Here is a 19,778-nt window from a genome sequence, read left to right as displayed (position 1 = left end):
GACCTCGCGGACCGCTCGGCGACTACTGGTACCGGAGCGCTCGCTCGGGAAATCTCCGGCCCGGCGAGGCTACCGAACACGCCCTGCCGCAAGGGTTCCCACGGGTGGCGTCACGTCCGGTCAATCCTCGGGCGCCACATAGGGGTTCTGCACGGTGGGCGGCAGCAACGCGATCGCCGACAGGCGTTTGATCCCGCAGACCTGCATCAGATCGACCACGATGGAACGCAATTGGGCGAAGACCACGTGCGAGGACAGGCCGGCGCCCGCGACCAGATCCTTGGTCGCGCCCTTCGCCACCCGCCGCAGGACGCGTGTCGCTTCGGCGGCATCGGGCTGTTCACCGGGTTCGGCAACCATGTAGCGGCGCACCACTTCCACCGCCTGCCCCAGTTCTTCGACCTCGGCGATCATTCGGGGATCGAGGATTTCGTCGTCGCGCACCAGAGTCAGCGCGCGGCGCAACAGCACTCGGGTATTGCGCACGGCATTGTCGAGCGGGTCGACCGCCGCGCGAATCGCCTCCAGCCGGGGCCGGGAATTCCAGTACAGCGGCGAGATCCGGCTGACCTCGCGGCCGCCTTCGACGGCGTTGCGCAAACCGTCGATCTGCGGTTGCGTGCCGCGCACGGAATGCAATGCGGCGCGGACCTTCTCCGCGTTCTGCTCATGGAGGCCGTCGGCGCATGCGGTCAGCGCCGCGCCCAGGACGGTGAGGATATCGGCGGCCTGCTGCCGGGCCCGGCGCACGGGATGCAGCGGAATCGCGGCCACCACCACGACGCCGACCAACCCACCGACCAGCGCGTCGACCATGCGATTGAAACCTCCGCCGGTATGCGGCGGCATCAACGTGGCGACCAGCACCGCCGAACTGGCGGCCTGCATCGGGATGACCGCACCTCGATCGAGGAATACCGCGGTCGCCATCGCCACCCCGACGACGAGCGCGATCTGCCACGCGCCGGTTCCGACCTGCCCGATGAAGAAATCGCCGATCCCGATCCCGACGGCCACACCGCCGACCAGTTCCACCGATCGGCGCAGCCGCGCACCGAACGACACCCCGATCGAGATGACCGCGGCCATCGGCGCGAAGAACGGTTGGGGATGCCCCACCAACCGGTGGGCGACGAACCAGGACAGTGCCGCGCCCACCGCACACTGGAAGATCGGAAGCGCGGACCGGCGCAGACGCACCCAGCCACTGCGCATGCGCTGTCTACCACTGTCGCGAACCGCATCGACGGTGATGGCGGTCGCGAACCGTTCCGTGCCGGCCAGTCTCAGTCCAATCCGAGTTCGGCGGCGGCGCGGGGATCGCAATCCTCGAGCAGATCCAGGCAGCGGGCGTATTCGTCGCTCTCGCCGATGGCCTGGGCGGCGCGGGCGAGGGCGCCGACCGCACGGAGGAAGCCCTGGTTGGGTTCGTGGCTCCACGGCACCGGGCCGAAGCCCTTCCACCCGTTGCGGCGCAACAGGTCCAGCCCGCGGTGGTAGCCCGTGCGGGCGAAGGCGTAGGCCGCCACCACATCGAGGCTCACCTCGGCCTGGCCCTCGGGTGCGCCCACGACGCCGGCGCGGTCCAGCGCGTCCTCGGCCAGCTGCGCCCAGGCCACGGAGGCCGTCGGATGGGCGGCGGCGACCTGGACCGGGTCCTGGTTGTCCAGCAGGGCCTGTTCGGCTTCCGTGTTTTCGGGAAGCAATACCGGCTGCGGTCCGAGCAGATCACCGAAGGAGGTCATGGGCTTCATTGTGCACCGCCACCGCGGCGGCTCGCCGGGCAGCGGGTGCGCGGGTCCCGATGCCGAGTCCCCCTCCTGATGGCGAGGCCTTATATGGTTGCGCGTCTGCCGCCTCCTACGCGCCCCCACCCCATTAGGCTGGCCGTCTGAGACCGACAGTCGACGACCGACAGCTGATACTGAGCAAGGGGTAGCGCGTGTCCGACCCGAACGACGACCAGAAGCCGCACCAGGGCGCCTCCGGCGACCGCCCGCGTCAGGCTGCATCCGGTGCGGGTCCGGACGGACCGGCGAAGCCCGGCGCCCAGGGCGGGACAACCGCCGGTCGCGAACCGGACACCGGCGCCCCGGACCGCACCCAGCGCATCTCCCGGGATCAACTTCCCGGCGCCGCCCCCACCGCACCCATGCCGTCACCGTCGGCGCAAACCCAGGTCATTCGCACACCGGGGGCAAAAGGCGCTGCGGGACAGGCGAGTTCCGCCGCAGGTGACAAGTCCGGCCCGAACGCTTCCGGTACGAAGTCCGGCGGTCCCGGCGCTCCCGGCTCAGGCAAGTCGCCCGCCGCTGCGCCCGGTTCGACACCGAGCGGCGGTGGCGCGGCGGCCGGCGCCGTCAAGGCGGGCACCGCGCCGAGCGATGGGGCGGGTGAAGCGGAGACGGTCGCCATCCCCAGGCGCGACGAATCCGGCAAGAAGCCCGAGGAGACCGGCAAGGCTCCCACCTCCGAGAACTCCGGCAAGTCCGACGCCACGGCCGGCACTGCCGGAGCGGCCGCCGCGAACGGCCCGGCGAAAACGAAAGGCCCGGCCGCCGCACCCGACGCCGAGCGCACCGCGAAGGGCGCCGAGGGTGCGAAAACCGCGAAGGCTGCCGACGCCGGGAGTGCCGCAACCGGCCAGGGCGCCGCCGATTCCGCACGCACCGCCGCGCCGGGCCCGAACGCGCCGAGCGCCGCCGCGAACGAGAGCGCGTCCGGCGAGAGCGACGACGATTCGAAAACCGTTGCCTTGCCCAAGGTTTCGTCCGGCAAGGGCGGCGGGAAGACCGCGAAGTCCGGCCCGGCGCAGCAGTCCGGCGCGAACGGCGGTGGAGGCACTGCGGCACCGGACACGAAAAACGAAGCCCCACAAGACGTTCCCGCGATATCGAATCCGTCCGACGACGCCACCACGATCCTGCCCATTCAGAAACCCGATCCGGCGGCCACCGAGAAGCTTCGCGCCACGCCGCCGGGAGCCGGGCAGAGCGGCTCGAAGCGTCCTGGGGCTCAGGGCGGGCCGGGCGGTGAGCAGGGCCAGGGCGCGCCCGGCGCTCCGGGATCGCGGGGCCCGGGCGGACCGGCGGCCGGAGGTCCGAAGGGCCGCGTCGGCGGAGCGGCCGCCGCCGGTTCCCAGCGCGGCCCCGCGGGCGGCGCACCGGGACAGGCGCGGACGAGCGGTTCCGGGGGACCGGGCCAGCAGGGCCCGGCAGGCGGCGCACCGGGGCAGGCTCCGGCGGGCGGCCCCGGTGGACCAGGGCAGCAAGGTCCGGCTCGACCGGGACCGCAACCCGCTGCGAGCGGGCCGAACGCCCCGGGGCAGCAGGTTCCGGGCGGGCCGGGACAGGGCCCCGGAGCCGGTCCGAACGGACCTGCTCAGCAGGGCCCCGGTGGCCCCGGCGCGCAGGGACGTGGACAAGGTCCGCAGCGTCCCGGCGGGCAGAACCCCCAGGGCCCGGGTGCACAGGGGGCCGGGCGGCCGGGACCGCAGGGTCCAGGTGCGCAGGGCCCAGGCCAGCAGGGTCCCGGCGCGCAGGGGCCAGGTGCACAAGGCCCGGGAGCGCCCGGCCAGCAGCGTCCCGGTGGGCCGGGGCAGCTGGGAGCGGCGGCGGCACTCGGCGCACAGGGCCTGAAAGGTCCTGCGGCGCAAGGTGAACAAGGCCAGCGCCCCGGCGGCGCATCGTCACCCGCCGATACCAAGATGACAGCGCCGACACTGTCCGCGCAGCCGGCCGGCCCGGGTGGACCGAACCGGCCGGGCGCACCGGGACAACCGGGCGGACCGGGCCAGCTGGGTGCACCGCGCCCGGTGGCGCAGCCCCAGCGAGTACCGGCGCCGGAACCGGGACCGGACGCCGCGCCGGGACAGCCCGCGCGCAGTAAGCGCTGGCTGCTGCTCGCCGGCGGCGCGGTCGTGGTGGTGATCGTCGCGATCGTGGCGGTGGTCGCACTCGTCACCGGCGGATCCGACAATTCGCCGGAGGCACAGGTCAAGGGCGCGGTCAACAGCTACACCAACGCACTGGCGTCCGGAAACCTGAGTCAGCTGCAATCCGCGACGTGCGGCAAACTGCACGACTTCTATCAGAACATCGCGCCCGATCAGTACGCCGGCGTGCACAAGCTGGCGGTGGATCAGAAGAAGATCCCGAAGGTCGCGGGCGTGGACGGCGTCCAGATCACCGGGGACAAGGCCGTCGCTCAGGTCGACATCTACACCGATGCCGATCCGAGCCGCTCGACCGCCCGCACCTTCGATCTGCAGCAGACCGACGGCGGCTGGAAGGTGTGCGATCCCGCCGGTGCCGCGCAGTAGACGCGCCGGAGTCGATGACGTGCGTCACCTTGGTGTCACATCGCGCCGCTTCCCGGCGATGCACGTCACAGACACCTGGTGAGCGGTCCGGTCCGCCGATAGCATGGCTCGGATTGTCACCCGCCGACCCTCCGCCGATCTGTTCCGGGGCGGTCGACCGGTGCTGTCGTTTACGCAGTAAGAATCGAGCAGGGAGCAAGGGACATGCCGGAGCTGGCACCCGACGCGCCGGCATCCACGGCACTGGCCGGTCGGCATTACCGGATTCGGGACCGCTACGAGGTGGGCAGGGAGAAGGTCCGCGAATTCGCGCGGGCCGTGCAGAACCATCATCCCGCCCACCACTTCGAGGCCGACGCCGCCAAGCTCGGCTGGGATGCCGTCGTGGCGCCGCCGACCTTCGCCTCGGTGCTCGGCATGGCGACCACCCAGGCCCTGCTCGACAGCGTGCTCAGCGAATACGACCTGTCGCAGATCCTGCAGACCGACCAGGTCTTCCACATTCACCGCCCGATCCTGGCCGGCGACGCCCTGCGCAGCGAGGCGGAGATCGAATCGATCCGCCACCTGCGCGGAAACGATTTCATCACCGTGAAGGCCACCATCCTCGATGCCGAGGACACCGTCGTTCAGGTGGGACGCACCACCATCGTGGCGCGCCTGGGCGCCGAGGTCGATGCCGATATCGTGCGGCTGGTCGAAGGCGTGGTCATGCATCGCCGGGAGGTCGGCGCGACCACCCCGGAGGTGCTGATCCCGATCGCCGCCGAGGAGGCCACCCCCGAACCCGGGCTCGCCGAATCGCGCAGGGACGTCACCGTCGAGACTCAGCCGAATTTCGACGATATCGCGGTGGGCGACCAACTGCCCCCCGCCACGATGCGGCTCACCCGCGGCGATCTGGTCAACTACGCCGGTGTGGCGGGTGATTCCAACCCGATCCACTTCAGCGACCGCGCGGCCGAACTGGCCGGCCTGCCCACCGTGGTCGCGCACGGCATGCTCACCATGGGCCTGGGTGCGCAGTATCTGACCTCGTGGCTCGGAGATCCGGGCGCGATCGAAAGCTACAGTGTCCGCTTCTCCGGATACGTTCCGGTGGAACGTCATTCGCCGGCGCAGATCGACTTCTCCGCCAAGATCAAGTCGCTGGATCCGGAGCGTCGGGTCGCGACGATTCTGCTGAGCGCCACCTCGGCGGGGAAGAAGCTGTTCGGCCGCGCGCTGGCCGAGGTCCAACTGTCCTGACCGCCGGCTCGAACGTCAGTCCAGCCGGGCGTGCATCAGGTAGACGTTGTAGTCGCTCCAGGTGCTGACGGTGAAGTACAGATCCGAGGACGTCGACCACGGGTGGATGAATCCGCCGTAGAGTTCGGGGTATTCGGCCGAGACGTGCAACAGCGGCGAACTCGGCGACCACAGACCCTGCGGCGTGTTCGATTCGCGCACGACGACCGCCGCCTTCGCGGTGTCGAGATAACTCATCTGCCAGACACCGCGTGCGCTGTCGTAGCGCACCGACAGTTCGCCGGCCGGTCCGTCGACGATCGGTGTGGCGGAAGCGGCTCCGCCGACCGGAGTCCAGGTGCCGTCGCGCCAGTACTGGTAGGCGGAGGTGTCGAGCACGTGCTCCGTGGGCACCCGGGCGAGGCCGACCGAGCCGAGCCGCGTATTCGGCGTGCCGAACAAGTAGACGTAGTCACCCTGCGGAACCATCGCCGACACCTGGAAATTCGCGAGGCCGAAGATGTTGTCCCAGTGCGCGTGCGGATCCTTGGTCCAGGTCTGCCCGTGGTCGTCGGAGTACGCGATACCGCCGTAGTTGGTGTAGAAGGTGCCCGGCAGGCTGTTCCAGGTCCGAATCGACATGTAGCTCATGAACTGCCGGATGCCGTCGGCCGAACCTCGATGCGGCAGCGCGAAACCGGAGGTCGGAATCGTGGTGATCTCGATATTGTCCTTCTTGCGACTGGCGAGCACCTCGGCGGCGTGACAACGATCGTCGGTGACCATGCGGTCGAAGATCATGCCCTTGCCGAGGTCGCGATTCGTGCTGAAGGCGAGCAGATTGCTGCGCCAGTCCTCGCCCATCCCGCCCGGCGGGTGGAACCCGTGCCCGACGGTATCGCCGAAGGCCGTCGCGATCTCCCCCGGCGCGCTCTCCCACATGATGCCCAGGTCGGTCCCATTGACCTGCCAGCGCTTGTCGGTGCGGTTCACCGAATTCGCGCCGGTCTCCTTGGCGACCTCGCGGACCTGACTCACCCTCGGCGCCGGCCGCGCGGCCACCGCCGGCCCCGGTTCGGTCGGCGGTGCGGCTCGCGGCGGCGGAGGCGGCCCGGGTTCGGGCGAGGGCCCGGGCGGCAGCGCGAAATAGAACGGCTTCGGCTTCAGCAGCACCTCCGGCACGCCGAGCCGGTTCAGCAGACCGGGCGCGGGCGGCGGACCGTCGGTGAGATCCGGGCACGGGCTGACGCACGGATCGACCGGCAGCTGCACGCTCGTGCGCTTCGGTACCGCGGGTGGCGGGGGTTGATCGACGGTCACCACCGGATACGGGATCGGCACCTCGAGGGTCTTCGGCACCACCGGCTCGTGCACGGGGACGGGGTCGGTGGCACACGGCCCCGTGCCGGGAACCGTTGCCGCCGAACCTGTCCCGGGTTCGGCGACGGCAGATCCGGGCAGCCCGACCAGCAGTCCGGCACTCAGCAACACCACTGCGGCCGAAGCCGGCACGCGCACACGCATCAGCAACCCCTCGGACCGATCGATTTCCCCTACCCGCGACCTCATCCCGCGGACGGCACCCGCGCCGACCCTACCCGGGAAACGCCCTGGAACGGCGGTTATCGCGCAACCGCGGGTGTGTTCGGCGCGACCTACTCGGTATCCGCCTCGAAACTCAGCACTGTCGAACCGATCCGGATGAGTTCCCCGCCGAACAGCATGGTGCCGCTGTCGACGACCTCGTCGTCGACGTAGATGCCGTTGGCCGAGGCCAGATCCTTGATCAGCATTCCGGCCCGGCTGGGCAGGACGTGCGCGTGATAGCGGCTGACCTTCGGATCGTCGAGGATCAGATCGTTGTCGGTCATGCGGCCGATCTTCAAGCCGCCCTTGGCAATCGGAAAAACCCGGCCGTCCGCCAGCCGCAGCCGTCCGGCGCGGGCGCTGCGCGGGGTTTCGGTGACGGTTTCGGTCATCGCCTTGGCCATTCGCTCGACCTGGGCGATGGCCATCGTATTGAGCGGTTCCTGCCGCAGGACGCGCTTCTCCAGTTCGGCCAGCGCCGGCCCGGGATCGATCCCGAGTTCGTCGGCGAGAACAGCCCGGACCCGGCGGCAGGCCTCCAGCGCGTCGGCCTGGCGGCCGGACAGATACAGCGCGGTGATGAGCTGCACCCACAGCGGTTCCCGCATCGGATGCTCGTTCGTCATCGCCACCAGTTCGCCGACCACCGAAGAGGCGCGGCCGCAGGCGATTTCGGCATCGATGCGGGCGGAGGCGACGAGCAGGCGTTCCTCGTCCATCGCAGTGGCGAAGGTGTCGGCGAAGCGGGTGCCGGACAGATCGTCGAGCGCTCTACCGCTCCACTGTTCCAGTGCCGCACCGTACAGCCGCGACGCGCTCTCGTGGTCGCCCGCCGCGCCGGCCTCGATCGCGGCCTTGTGGGTGGCCTCGAAGCGGCCCAGATCGCATTCGTCGTCGGCGATGTCGAGCCGGTAGCCGGAGGATTCGGTGCGCAGCACCGTTGCCGGGTCGACTCCCGAATTACGCAGCGCCTTACGAATATTGGAGACGAATACCTGCAGACTCGCCTGATAGGAATCCGGCGGCTCCTCGTTCCAGACGATATCGGCCAGCGCCTGTGACGAGACGGCACGCCGCCGGTTCACCGCCAGCGCGGCCAGCAGCGCTCGCGGCTTGGGTCCGCCCACGGGTACGGCCGTTCCGCCGACCGAGAGTTGCACGGGCCCGAGCACGCGGACGTCGAGCCCGGTGGGCGGAATGGATTGGGGGCCGGTCGGATTGCTCACCGGTCCAGCGCCTCGTGTCGTCCGGATTCTCGGCACAGTGTCCATCTGCTCACGGAGAAGATCATCTCGTGCCCTTCCGGCTGGGACAACCCGCCGTCACGGTGGCGGCCGCGAACGCCGAGGGTGCGCCGCCCATCGGACGACGCACCCTCGATCCGTTCCGCTGCGGGAACTACTACTTCGCGCTGACCGACTTGCCGGCCGACCGCAGGTCGTTGCAGGCCTCGATGACCCGCTCGGCCATCGAGGTCTCGGCCTTCTTGAGGTAGCTGCGCGGGTCGTAGGTCTTCTTGTTGCCGACCTCGCCGTCGATCTTCAGCACACCGTCGTAGTTGGTGAACATGTGCGCCGCGATCGGACGGGTGAAGGCGTACTGGGTGTCGGTGTCGACGTTCATCTTCACCACGCCGTACTTCAGCGAGTCGTCGATCTCCGACTTCAGCGAGCCCGAGCCGCCGTGGAAGACGAAGTCGAACGGCTTCGCGCCGTCGCCCAGGCCGAGCTTGGCCGCGGCCACGCGCTGGCCCTCGGCCAGCACCTCGGGCTTGAGCACCACGTTGCCCGGCTTGTAGACGCCGTGCACGTTGCCGAAGGTGGCGGCGAGCAGATACTTGCCGTTCTCACCGGCGCCCAGGGCGTCGATGGTCTTGGCGAAGTCCTCGGACGAGGTGTAGAGCTTCTCGTTGATCTCGGCCTCGACACCGTCCTCTTCACCGCCGACGACACCGATCTCGACCTCGAGAATGATGTTCGCCGCGGCGGCCTGCTTCAGCAGTTCCTTGGCGATCTCGAGGTTCTCGTCGATCGGGATGGCCGAGCCGTCCCACATGTGGGACTGGAACAGCGGGTTCTGCCCGGCCTTGACCCGCTCCTGCGAGATGGCCAGCAGCGGACGGACGAAGCCGTCCAGCTTGTCCTTGGGGCAGTGGTCGGTGTGCAGCGCGATCGTCACGTCGTACTTGGCTGCCACCACATGAGCGAACTCCGCCAGCGCGACCGCACCGGTGACCATGTCCTTCACACCCTGGCCGGAACCGAATTCGGCGCCGCCGGTGGAGAACTGGATGATGCCGTCACTGCCGGCCTCGGCGAACCCGCGGATGGCCGCGTTGATGGTCTCCGAGGAGGTGCAGTTGATCGCGGGGAAGGCGAAGGAGTTCTCTTTGGCCCGACCGAGCATCTCGGCGTAGACCTCCGGAGTCGCGATGGGCACTGAGTGACCTCCGTATGTGTGCTGCGAACAACAATTCTGTCAGCCCATACCCTAAGTTCATGGCCCGTTGTCGCGAAAGGCGGCCCGGGATCGGGAGTGCTTGCGGCGGACTTGCCGGGCCGGGCGCGCACCCACGTCGACCGCCGGGAGCGGTCCGAAACTCGGTTGACCGAAATTCGCCAACGCCTGAGAGGTTCCCGTGAGGTTCGGTGAGATCGCACGGTGACCGGTACTGTGGGGCCCGTGACCACGCTGGCCATCACGAACACTCTCGCCGACGGATTCTCCGTCCACAAGCTGCTCGACCCCATGTATCTGCTGACGGATACCTGGATGTCGAATGCGGTGCTGCCGGCCATCCTGGTCATCGTCTTCATCGAGACAGGGCTGCTGTTCCCGATCCTGCCGGGCGATTCGCTGCTGTTCACCGGCGGCCTGCTCGCGGCGCTCGAACATCCGCCGGTGTCGATCTGGGTGCTCGTTCCGGCGGTGGCGGTGACCGCGATCGCGGGCGATCAGTGCGCCTACTGGATCGGCCGGGCCATCGGGCCGGCGCTGTTCCACAAGGAGGATGGGCGCTTCTTCAAACAGCGCTACATCACCGAGACGCACGCCTTCTTCGAGAAGTACGGTCCGAAGACGATCATCCTGGCGCGCTTCGTGCCGATCGTGCGGACCTTCATGCCGGTACTCGCGGGCGTGTCGAAGATGGATTACCGCAAATTCCTCACGTTCGACATCATCGGTGGCATTCTGTGGGCCGGCGGCATCACGGTCCTCGGGTACTTCCTGGGGAACGTCGGGTTCATTCGCGATCACGTCGAGGCCATCTTCCTGCTGATCGTGTTCGTCTCGATCCTGCCCGCCATCATCTCCGTGGCGAAGAAGCTGCGTAACCACGAGCCGGTGCTCGAGATCGAGGAGCCCACGATGTCCGTACCGACGAACGAACCCACGCACTGACACCATTGCCTGCTACGCCGTTACCCCTTGCACTGGGCGGATTCGATCCGCTGCAGTCCGCCGGGCCGGCACTCGTCTGGACCGTCGTCCTGGTCTTCGTCTTCCTCGAGTGCGCGGTGATCATCGGCCTGTTCCTGCCCGGCGATTCGATGCTGCTGACCGCCGGCATCATCTTCGCCTCACACGAGACCGGGCATACGCAGGTGTGGGCGCTGGTGGTGGCGACCATGCTCGCCGCTATCGCAGGTAACCAGGTGGGGTACGTGATCGGCACGCGCACCGGCCATCGCCTGATCGCCCGTAAGAACGGCAAATACGTCAACGCCGAGAATCTGGCCCGGGTATCGGATCTGCTGCACCGGCACGGGTTCGTGGCGGTTCTCATCGCCCGCTGGATTCCGTGGGTGCGCACGCTGTGCCCGCTGGTCGCCGGGGCAGCCGGGATGGACCACCGCCGCTACACCGTGGCCAGTTCGATCGGCGCGGTGATCTGGGCGCCGATTCTGCTGCTGCTCGGCTACTACACCGGCGGCTATCTGAACAAGGTGTCCTGGCTGATGCCGACCGTGAGCGGCTCGCTGGTCGTGGTGCTGATCATCGGCACGATCATCGGCCTGCGGCAGTACCGCGCGGAGATGTCGCGTCCGGCCGAGGACTTCGATGTCGAACTCGAATCCGACGGCCAGACCTTCGACGGCCAGATCTTCGACGCCCAGGGCTTCGACCGGGCGGCTTTCGATTCGGACGCCCTCGACACGCTGCCTCTCGAGATCCGGACCGCCGACTATCCGGACACCGTGCCGCTGCGCACCGTCCGCCCCGAGCGCGCGGCCACCGCGGCGCCCGCGCGCATCGTGTGGACCGATCCCCGGCAGTGATCTGCCCTGGGGCCGCCGGCGCCCGCTAGAGTCCGGCGGCCGTCACCACGTGTGCGGCCTCCATCAACATCCAGCCCGACAGCTGCACCGACAGATCTCGTTCCGGTGTCCGCGACGAGGTGACCGAACCACCCGGGGTAGGCCGTGCGGACCCGGCGGTGCCGCCCGGCAGCCGAGCCGGTTCGTTCCAGTCGTGGCCGAACAGCGGATCGCCCTCGACCTCGAGCCGATGGTCCCAGGCGGCGCGGGCCGAGGCCTTCACGATCGCGGCGGCCGAGCGACGGGCCGAGCGGTGCGCAACCTCGTCTCCCGGCAGCATGATCGCCACCAGCGCGAGATAGCGGGCCAGGATCCCGTTGAACAGACCACCGTCCCCGCCGCCCCCGCCGGTGACGACATTCCGTTCCGTCATCCGGTCCTCGACCGCGCGGAGCAATCGCTGCACGCGCTCGAGGTGACGAACGTCTCCGCTCCGGACCGCCAGTTCGGTTTCCAGCCCGAGGACCACGCCCTGGCAGTAGCTGAACGTCGGCCGTTCGATCCGGCCCGAGGGCAGGTGGATGCCGTCGAGGATCAGTCCCGTTTCCGGATCGCGCAGGGTGGCATCGATCCAGTCGGCGATCTGCGCGGCGCGCTCGTGATGCCCCAGGCGTGCGAGTGCGATGGCGACCGGGCCGTTGGCGGGAGCGTTGAAGTAGTCGGAGCCCTTACGCCACGGCACCGCGCCGATCTCCGGCTGCCATCCCGCCATGAGTTGCTGCTCGAGCGCGATCAGCCCGCCGCGCACCTCGGTGATGCCCCGGGTGCGTTCGGCCCGCTCCAAAGCGAGTGCGAGCCAAGCCATATCGTCGTAGTAGTTGTTGGTCCAGCCGGTGATGTTGCGCAGCCGGTGGGCATGCGCGATGGCGGCGATACGTCCGGTGCGGGCCGGGGTGGCCTCCCGGTCGGCGGCATCGATCGCGCAGTCGACGAGATGAGCCTGCCACCAGTAGTTCCAGCTGAAGAACAATCGTTCCGCGGTGGTCGCGGGCCAGCCCACCACGCCCAGCTCGGCCCCCGGCAGCAGCCACAGCCGCCGCAGATGCCGGGACACGATGGCCGATTCGGCCGCATCGGCTCGCTGTGCCCAGATATCGGCGCCCGGCTCGGCAGCGGAATCGACTCGTGCGCGCCCCCGCCGCAGATGCGGACGCGGTTGCACGTCGTCGCTCCGCGAATTCATGGGTACATCGTGCCAGTCCGAGCCCCGATTTCGCGCCCGATTTGTTACGCGATCGACTCGTGTCCGCGACGGGTCGAGTCGGCCCGGTACGCGCGGCGTGTCAGCCCGGTTCCACGGCGACGGACGCGCGTTCCATACGTGCTGCGAGAGCGCGACAGCGGTCGCGGAACGCGGGCGGCTCCTCGATCACGAAATCGGCGTCGAGGAAGGCGAGATTGAGCACCAGCCATTCGAACGAATCCACCCATGTGGTGATCCGGCAGCGCTGCGGTCCGCGCGACTCGATATCGCAGTCCTGGAATTTCAGGATGTCGGCGACCGCCGTGGCCGCAGCCTCCACGGTGACGACCGCGCGATGCCGCCCCGCGGTGAGTTCGCGCCGGAGGTAGCCCGCGGCCGTCTCGGCCGGTAGCGGGCGCGGCTCGAAAAAGGTTCCGGTAGCGGCGATATCGGCGATCCGATCCAGGCGGAAGGTGCGCCAATCGCCACGATCGCGGTCCCAGGCGAGCAGATACCAGCGCAGATGCTGATACACCTGCCGATACGGTTCGACCCGGCGCCGGGCGAGCCCGCCGGTGCGGGTGCGGTAGTCGAAGACGAGGTGTTCGTGTCCGGCCGCGGCCCTGGCCACCAGCGCCAGCACCGCCGCGTCGACCGCGGGCGCCACGACCGCCGCCGTCTCCACCGTCGCCCGCACCGCGTTCGCCCGGCCCCGCAACCGCTTCGGCAGCAACTGGTCGATCTTGCCGAAGGCGCGCAGGGCAGCGGCGCCGATATCCGACGAGCCCTGGCGCTCCCCCTGGCTGTGCGGTTCCGACGTCGCCGCGAGCATGCCGAGGGCGACGACGGTGGCGATCGCCTCATCGTCGTCGAAGACCAGCGGCGGGAGGATGCGGCCGGCAGTGAGTTGGTAGAAGCCGCCCGGGCCGGGCTGGGTGGCGACCGGATAGCCGTATTCGCGCAGCCGCTCGACATCGCGGCGCACGGTGCGCGGGCTGGTCTCGAGGCGGGCGGCCAGTTCGGCGCCGGTGTAGCGGCGGCCGGTCTGCAGATAAGCGAGCAGATCGAGCAGGCGGCGAGTGGCGCTCATGACTCCATCCTCCGGCAATTGCGGTCAGAAGCCGGCCACATCTGTCCCTAGCGTCGAGATATGACTTCGATCCGCATTCGCGCAGCGCGTACCAACAACCTGAAAAGTGTGGATATCGATGTGCCGCGGGGCCGGCTGGTGGTGTTCGCCGGGGTGTCCGGTTCGGGCAAATCGTCGCTGGTTTTCGACACCATCGCGGCCGAGGCGGGATATCAGGTCAACGAGACCTACCCGCCGTTCGTGCGCAATCGGCTGCCGCGGTGGACGCGTCCGGAGGTGGACCTGATCGACGGCCTCTCGCCGGTGGTGGTGATCGATCAGAAGCGGCTCGGCGGCAACGCCCGTTCGACGGTCGGCACCATCACCGATGCGTACACCTATCTGCGGCTGTTGTTCTCGCGTATCGGGCAGCCGTACGTCGGGGAATCCAATCACTTCTCGTTCAACGATCCGGCCGGAATGTGCCCGGCCTGTTCCGGTCTCGGCGAAACGCTGGTTCCCGATCTGGAGCAGGTGCTCGACCCGGATCTCTCGCTGGAGCAGGGCGCGATCCGATTGCCGGGCTTCGCCGCCGGTCAGTACTGGTACCGCCGCTACGCCGAACTCGGAGCCTTCGATGCGACCGTGCCGCTGCGGGAATGGTCGCCCGCCGAACGGGACGCACTGCTGCACGGCGGGCCCGCCGCCGCGGCCCTGCGGCCGAGTCCGCCGAAGGATTACGAAGGCGTGATCGAGCTGTTCGAGCGGGTGTATCTGCACACCTCCGACAACCTGTCCGAACGCAAACAGGCTGTGCTGCAACGGTTCACCCACTCGGGACCGTGTCCGGAATGCGACGGGCAACGGTTGAATCCGGCGGCCCGCTCGGCGCGGGTACTCGACCACACCATCGTCGAGATGAGCCGGATGGAGATCGGCGAACTCGCCGAGCTGATCACCGAGGTGCGCGACCCCGAAATGGTTTCGGTGGTGTCCGCGCTGCACGAGCGGCTCCGCGCCCTCGCGCACATCGGCCTCGGTTACCTGTCGCTGTCACGTCCGACGACGACACTGTCCGGCGGAGAATCGCAGCGCATCAAGACCGTTCGCCATCTCGGCAGCAGTCTGACCGAAATGCTCTACGTCTTCGACGAACCCACCGTCGGATTGCATCCGCACGATGTGCGGCCGATGACCGAACTGCTGAAATCGTTGCGGGACAAGGGCAACAGCGTTCTGGTGGTCGAACACGATCCGGATGTGATGCGGGTGGCCGACCATATCGTCGAGGTCGGTCCGGGGGCCGGGGCCGAGGGCGGGCGGATCGTGTTCACGGGCGACTTCGAGCGGTTGGCGACCGTGGACACACCTACCGGGCAGGCGTTGCGGATCCGGCGGACCGGCCGCACCCCGCGGGTGCCGACCGGAAAACTGCGGATCGACAACGCGACTCGCAACAATCTGCGCGACATCTCGGTCGACATCGCGACCGGTGTGCTGACCGTGCTCACCGGCGTCGCGGGTTCGGGTAAATCCAGTCTGGCCGCGGAACTGGTGCAGCGGCATCCGGCCACCGTGGTCGATCAGCGTCCGGTCGGCACCAACCGGCGGTCGACGCCGCTCACCTACGCCGGGATCGCCGGCGCGGTGCGCACCATGTTCGCGAAGCGCAACGGGGTGAGTGCCGCCCTGTTCAGCGCGAATTCCGAGGGAGCCTGCCCGGTGTGCGAGGGCGCCGGTGTGATCTACACCGACCTGGCGTTCATGGACGGTCAGGAAACGGTGTGCTCGGCGTGCGGCGGACGCCGGTTCACCGATCGGGTGCTCGGTTACACCGTCGACGGCCTGACCATCGCCGATATCGACGATCTGACCATCGCCGAGGCGATGCGGCGACTGCCCGCGGTCGCGCGGGGTCTGCGGCATCTCGACGAGGTCGGACTCGGATATCTGCGGCTCGGACAGTCGCTGACCACGCTGTCCGGCGGGGAATGTCAGCGGCTGAAGATCGCCAGGGAACTCGCGCGCGGCGACCGGCACACCCTCTATGTCCTCGACGAGCCGACGACGGGGCTGCACCTGCGCGATATCGATACGCTGATCCAGCTGTTCGACCATCTGATCGACCGGGGCAATACCGTGGTCGTCATCGAACACAATCTCGACGTCGTCCGCGCGGCCGACCGGATTATCGACCTCGGGCCGGGCCCCGGCCGGCACGGCGGCCGGATCATCTTCCAGGGCACTCCGGAAGAACTGCTGCGCTGCCGCGAATCCGCGACGGCCGCGGCACTGCGTGATTCCCGATGATCACCAAGAACGTTCGAGGTCCGCGTGCTGAGTTATCCACGCGTGCATGGCGATTCCGGCGGCGACACCCGCGTTGACACTGCGGGTCGAGCCGAACTGCGCGATCGATACCGTCATGACCGCGGCCCGTTTGGCGGCCTCGGTGACGCCCGGACCCTCCTGACCGAACAGAAGCAGGCAATCACGCGGCAGCGCAGCGGTTTCCAGCGGCACCGAACCCGGCACGTTGTCGACGGCCACCACGGTGAGATTCTCGCGCTCGGCGAACTCCAGCAGTTCGGCGATATCGCTGTGGTGCACGATGTGCTGATACCGGTCGGTCACCATGGCGCCGCGCCGATTCCAGCGCCGTCGTCCGACGATATGGACCGCCGCCGCGGCGAAGGCATTCGCGGTGCGAACCACCGTGCCGATATTGGCGTCGTGCCCGAAATTCTCGATCGCGATGTGGAACGGATGGCGACGGCTATCGATATCGGCGACGATCGCCGCGCGCGACCAGTACCGGTAGGCGTCGACCACGTTGCGCCGGTCGCCGTGCGCGAGCAGTTCCGGGTCCAGACGCGGATCGTCCGGCGGTTCGGTACCGAATTCGTCGCGCCACGGGCCCACGCCGTGCGGATGCTCGCCCCATTCGGTCGGGCCCGGCACATCGCCGTCCGATGGGTCGGGCAGCGGCTGGAGCGGGTGATTCACGCCGGTCATCGTAGCCGCGCCCGGTACCGTCGGATCCGATGGTGGTGCTGTCCACACCGTCGATTCGCCGGTCTGCTCCCTCGCTGCGCGGATCGGCTCCGACCAGCATGGAAGCTATGACCGAAACACTCGCCGAACCGACGCTCGTACTCGACCGTCCGGACTCGCGCCCGACCGCCGGGTCGGTGCTGCGGGCGATCCTGCGCGCCCCGTTCCAGGCACGCACCTGGAAAGAGCTGACCTACCTGGTCGTCGCCGCGATTCTGGGCTGTCTGGTGCTGGCCTATCTGTTCGTCGGCTACGGCGTCGGGCTCTACAGTTCGATCCTGATCATCGGCGCTCCGCTGCTGGCCGGGGTGCTGTTGGGCGGCCGGATCTGGGGACGGGTCTACCGGGCCGTGGGTGCCGCGCTACTGTCTGCCGATCTGCCGGCGCCGCCGAATTTCGCCGCCCGGCCGGGACTGGTGGGCTGGTTCCGCAGCGTCTTCACCGATCGCACCGCATGGCGGGCACTGGCCTTCCTGGTCGCCGAGGCGGTCCTCGGGGTGTTCGTCGGATACGTGGTGCTGACCGTGATCGCGGTGACCGTCTTCACCGCGATCTCCCCCGTCCCGTGGGCGGTTTTCCACCCCGTCAACGTGGATCCGCAAGGGCGCGAACATCATTCGATGGCGCAATTCGGTGACTACTACATCGACACTTGGCCGCGCGTACTCGGTCTGGCGGCACTGGGCGTCATCGGCTGCTTCCTGCTGCCGTGGCTCGTGCGCGCGGTGTGCTGGGCGCATCGCGGGCTGATGCTGGTGCTGCTGACACCCACCGCGGGCGATCGGCGGATGGTCGAACTGCAGGAGAGCCGGCGCGTCGCGGTCGAGGATTCCGCGGCGACGCTGCGGCGGCTGGAACGCGATCTGCACGACGGCACCCAGGCACGGCTGGTGAGTATCGCGATGACGCTGGGGCGTGCCGAGGAGCGACTCGCCGCGGGCGCCGACCCGGCCGCGCTGATCGCCGATGCCCGGGCGAGCTCGAAGGACGCCATCGCCGAGCTGCGGGAACTGGTGCGCGGCATCCATCCCCCTGCACTCGAACTGGGACTGGAACCGGCGCTGGAGACGCTGACCGCGCGCTGTGCGATACCGGTCGAACTGCGCGTCCACCTGCCGCAGCGGCCCAGTCCGGCGATCGAGGCGATCGCGTATTTCTCGGTCGCGGAACTGCTCACCAACGTGGTGAAGCATTCGGGGGCGACCGCGGCGTGGGTGTCGGTCGCGCCGGCGGGCGCCGCGACGATGATGGTGAGCGTGCGCGACAACGGTCACGGTGGGGTGCGACAGCCCGGTCCGATGGGTGGTGAATCCGAGGCCGGGGCCGATGCGCCGACCGAGCGGCTGGTCGGCGGTGGTCTGGCCGGTCTCGCCGCACGGGCGCGTTCCGTCGACGGCAACCTGACCGTCGACAGCCCGGTCGGGGGGCCCACCAATATCACCGTCACCCTGCCGATCGCGGGCCCGCAATGAGTACGGCCGAGGCCGGCCGCACCGCCGACGCCCTGCGGATCGTGATCGCCGAGGACAGCGCGATCCTGCGGGACGGTCTGGCCGGCCTGCTCACCGACCGCGGTCACGAGATCGTGGCCATGGTCGGCGACGGGATCCGGCTGAGCGAGATCGTGGCCGAAACCCGTCCCGACGTCGCCGTAGTCGACGTGCGGATGCCGCCCTCGTTCACCGACGAAGGTCTGCTCGCCGCCATCGAACTGCGCCGGAAATTTCCCGCCACCGGAGTGCTCGTATTCTCCCAATGGGTCGAAACCCGTTATGCCACCGAACTTCTCGCCGGCGGTGCGGGCGGTGTCGGCTACCTGCTCAAGGACCGGGTAGCAGACGTCCGCGAATTCGTCGGCGCCCTGCAGCGCGTCGCCACCGGCGGTACGGCTCTCGACCCCGAGGTGGTGAGCCAGCTGTTCGGCGCTGCCCGGCAACAGGATTCGCTCGCCCGCCTCACCCCGCGCGAACGCGAAGTCCTGGAGCTGATGGCCCAGGGCCTCACCAACGCCTCCATCGCCACCACCCTCACCGTGACCGAACGCGCGGTGGAAAAACACATCGGCAACATCTTCCTGAAGTTGGATCTGCCCCCGTCGGACACCCACCACCGCCGGGTCATGGCCGTGCTGCGCCTGCGGGGATAGCGCGCGCCCGCGCGGATAGCGCGTCGACAGCGGCTCGCCGCTGGACTGCCTGGGGTTGTCGGTCACCTGTGGAACACTGAGTGGACCAGGGCATACGAGAGGAGGTGAGCACGTGGTTATGCATTGGCCCGATCGTCTACTGACGATGGCGGACTGGGAGGCGCTGCCGGAGGACAACAGCCGTAGCTACGAGCTCGTGGAGGGGGTACTCATCGTGTCACCGAGGCCGGTGTCGAAGCACCAACGAGCGATGTGGCGCCTTGCGGCCCAACTGGAGCCACAACTGCCGCCGACGCTCGGTGTCCTGACCGAGACCGAGGTTGTCATCGACCCGGTAGCTCCCCCGACTGTCCGAGTTCCCGATCTCATCGTCGTCCCCGACGCTGGAATCGAGACCAACCCGCGTTGGAATGCGGACGAGGTCTTGCTGGCGGTAGAGATTCTCTCCCCCGGGTCGCGGCGCACCGACCGGGTCGCCAAGTTCGCCGAATACGCCGAGGCCGGAATCGAGCACTATTGGCTCGTCGACCTCGACGCCCCGACAACATTGACCGGATATCGGTTGGTCGGCGACTACTACGAATTGATTGCCGACAATCAATCGACGGTTCGGATCGACTTGTCCGGCACTCCCGTCACAATCGATCTGACCGCGCTGACCGGATCACGGTCCGAATAGCCGGTCCCCGGCGGCGAAGGGCCTGGCTGCGGCTGGCGAAGTCGGGCGATCGGCGGGGACCACCGTCTCGGCCGGTTGGCCGAAACGTGTCTGTCCGTTATGTGCTATCCGGGCGGGGCGGGAGACCCGGGGGAGAGAATCTCTACCGCCAGCAAGACCTCGTCCGCATTCCAACGCGGGTTGGTCTCGATTC

Annotated in this window: 15 protein-coding genes and 1 pseudogene; 8 read left to right on the top strand and 8 right to left on the bottom strand. The window is 68.7% G+C overall.

Going from position 1 to position 19,778, the window contains the following annotated elements:
• Positions 1 to 120 precede the first annotated feature (120 nt).
• A complete protein-coding gene (locus tag A5789_RS17365; protein ID WP_064906153.1) occupies positions 121 to 1,215 on the bottom strand; it encodes an aromatic acid exporter family protein in 1,095 nt (364 codons plus the stop codon).
• Positions 1,216 to 1,286: 71 nt separating this feature from the next.
• Complete coding sequence (locus A5789_RS17360; protein WP_030516647.1) at positions 1,287 to 1,745, bottom strand: DUF3151 domain-containing protein; 459 nt, start codon at positions 1,743 to 1,745, stop codon at positions 1,287 to 1,289.
• A 197-nt stretch (positions 1,746 to 1,942) separates the two neighbouring features.
• Between A5789_RS17360 and A5789_RS36640 the strand changes: the two genes are divergently transcribed.
• The gene (locus A5789_RS36640) at positions 1,943 to 4,321 is read left to right on the top strand and encodes a hypothetical protein (RefSeq protein ID WP_155525770.1); all 2,379 of its coding nucleotides are present in this window, start codon (positions 1,943 to 1,945) and stop codon (positions 4,319 to 4,321) included.
• A gap of 204 nt (positions 4,322 to 4,525) precedes the next feature.
• Entirely contained in the window at positions 4,526 to 5,569 is a 1,044-nt protein-coding gene (locus A5789_RS17340; protein ID WP_064906162.1) for a fused (3R)-hydroxyacyl-ACP dehydratase subunits HadA/HadB, read from the top strand.
• 15 nt (positions 5,570 to 5,584) lie between these two features.
• Here A5789_RS17340 and A5789_RS17335 read toward each other — a convergent pair whose 3' ends face one another.
• The 3 genes from A5789_RS17335 to fbaA all read right to left on the bottom strand — a co-directional run bounded on the left by A5789_RS17335 (position 5,585) and on the right by fbaA (position 9,574).
• Positions 5,585 to 7,072, bottom strand: coding sequence for a DUF4185 domain-containing protein (locus tag A5789_RS17335; RefSeq protein WP_064906164.1), 1,488 nt, complete (start codon positions 7,070 to 7,072; stop codon positions 5,585 to 5,587).
• A gap of 131 nt (positions 7,073 to 7,203) precedes the next feature.
• A complete protein-coding gene (locus tag A5789_RS17330; RefSeq protein ID WP_227462973.1) occupies positions 7,204 to 8,361 on the bottom strand; it encodes a BTAD domain-containing putative transcriptional regulator in 1,158 nt (385 codons plus the stop codon).
• Positions 8,362 to 8,536: 175 nt separating this feature from the next.
• Positions 8,537 to 9,574: a class II fructose-bisphosphate aldolase gene (gene fbaA, locus A5789_RS17325; protein ID WP_030516652.1), complete on the bottom strand. Its 1,038-nt coding sequence runs from the start codon at positions 9,572 to 9,574 to the stop codon at positions 8,537 to 8,539.
• A 309-nt stretch (positions 9,575 to 9,883) separates the two neighbouring features.
• On the opposite strand from fbaA, the gene A5789_RS17320 reads away from it, so the two are divergent.
• Positions 9,884 to 10,537 carry a DedA family protein gene (locus tag A5789_RS17320; protein ID WP_051756587.1) on the top strand — a complete coding sequence of 218 codons (654 nt, stop codon included), beginning with the start codon at positions 9,884 to 9,886 and terminating at the stop codon, positions 10,535 to 10,537.
• Positions 10,534 to 11,205: pseudogene (locus A5789_RS17315) on the top strand (DedA family protein); the annotation flags it as partial. The gene A5789_RS17320 and the pseudogene A5789_RS17315, both read left to right, overlap by 4 nt.
• Positions 11,206 to 11,440: 235 nt before the next feature.
• On the opposite strand, the gene A5789_RS17310 reads toward A5789_RS17315, so the two are convergent.
• Together A5789_RS17310 and A5789_RS17305 are read right to left on the bottom strand one after the other, a co-directional pair.
• Entirely contained in the window at positions 11,441 to 12,637 is a 1,197-nt protein-coding gene (locus tag A5789_RS17310; protein WP_082940774.1) for a glycoside hydrolase family 76 protein, read from the bottom strand.
• A 100-nt stretch (positions 12,638 to 12,737) separates the two neighbouring features.
• Positions 12,738 to 13,727 (bottom strand): YafY family protein, encoded by a 990-nt coding sequence (locus A5789_RS17305; protein WP_064906166.1) that lies wholly within the window; start codon positions 13,725 to 13,727, stop codon positions 12,738 to 12,740.
• Between the two features lie 60 nt (positions 13,728 to 13,787).
• Here A5789_RS17305 and A5789_RS17300 point away from each other — a divergent pair, with 60 nt between their 5' ends.
• Positions 13,788 to 16,016 (top strand): excinuclease ABC subunit UvrA, encoded by a 2,229-nt coding sequence (locus A5789_RS17300; protein WP_063017310.1) that lies wholly within the window; start codon positions 13,788 to 13,790, stop codon positions 16,014 to 16,016.
• Here A5789_RS17300 and A5789_RS17295 read toward each other — a convergent pair whose 3' ends face one another.
• Positions 16,017 to 16,721 carry a TrmH family RNA methyltransferase gene (locus A5789_RS17295; protein ID WP_064906168.1) on the bottom strand — a complete coding sequence of 235 codons (705 nt, stop codon included), beginning with the start codon at positions 16,719 to 16,721 and terminating at the stop codon, positions 16,017 to 16,019.
• A gap of 107 nt (positions 16,722 to 16,828) precedes the next feature.
• Between A5789_RS17295 and A5789_RS17290 the strand changes: the two genes are divergently transcribed.
• The 3 genes from A5789_RS17290 (at position 16,829) to A5789_RS17280 (ending at position 19,585) form a co-directional block, all read left to right on the top strand.
• A complete protein-coding gene (locus A5789_RS17290; protein ID WP_227462975.1) occupies positions 16,829 to 18,232 on the top strand; it encodes a sensor domain-containing protein in 1,404 nt (467 codons plus the stop codon).
• Positions 18,229 to 18,906 (top strand): response regulator transcription factor, encoded by a 678-nt coding sequence (locus tag A5789_RS17285; protein ID WP_082940773.1) that lies wholly within the window; start codon positions 18,229 to 18,231, stop codon positions 18,904 to 18,906. The genes A5789_RS17290 and A5789_RS17285 overlap by 4 nt, the downstream gene beginning before the upstream one ends.
• Positions 18,907 to 19,024: 118 nt before the next feature.
• On the top strand, positions 19,025 to 19,585 hold the full coding sequence (locus tag A5789_RS17280) for a Uma2 family endonuclease (RefSeq protein WP_063017314.1): 561 nt from the start codon (positions 19,025 to 19,027) through the stop codon (positions 19,583 to 19,585).
• Positions 19,586 to 19,778: the final 193 nt, after the last annotated feature.

Origin of the sequence: Nocardia sp. 852002-51101_SCH5132738, from assembly GCF_001665695.1 — a bacterium.
Classification (GTDB): domain Bacteria; phylum Actinomycetota; class Actinomycetes; order Mycobacteriales; family Mycobacteriaceae; genus Nocardia; species Nocardia nova.
Note: the sequence above shows the minus strand (reverse complement) of the source record. Positions and strands in the feature narration are given on the sequence as shown.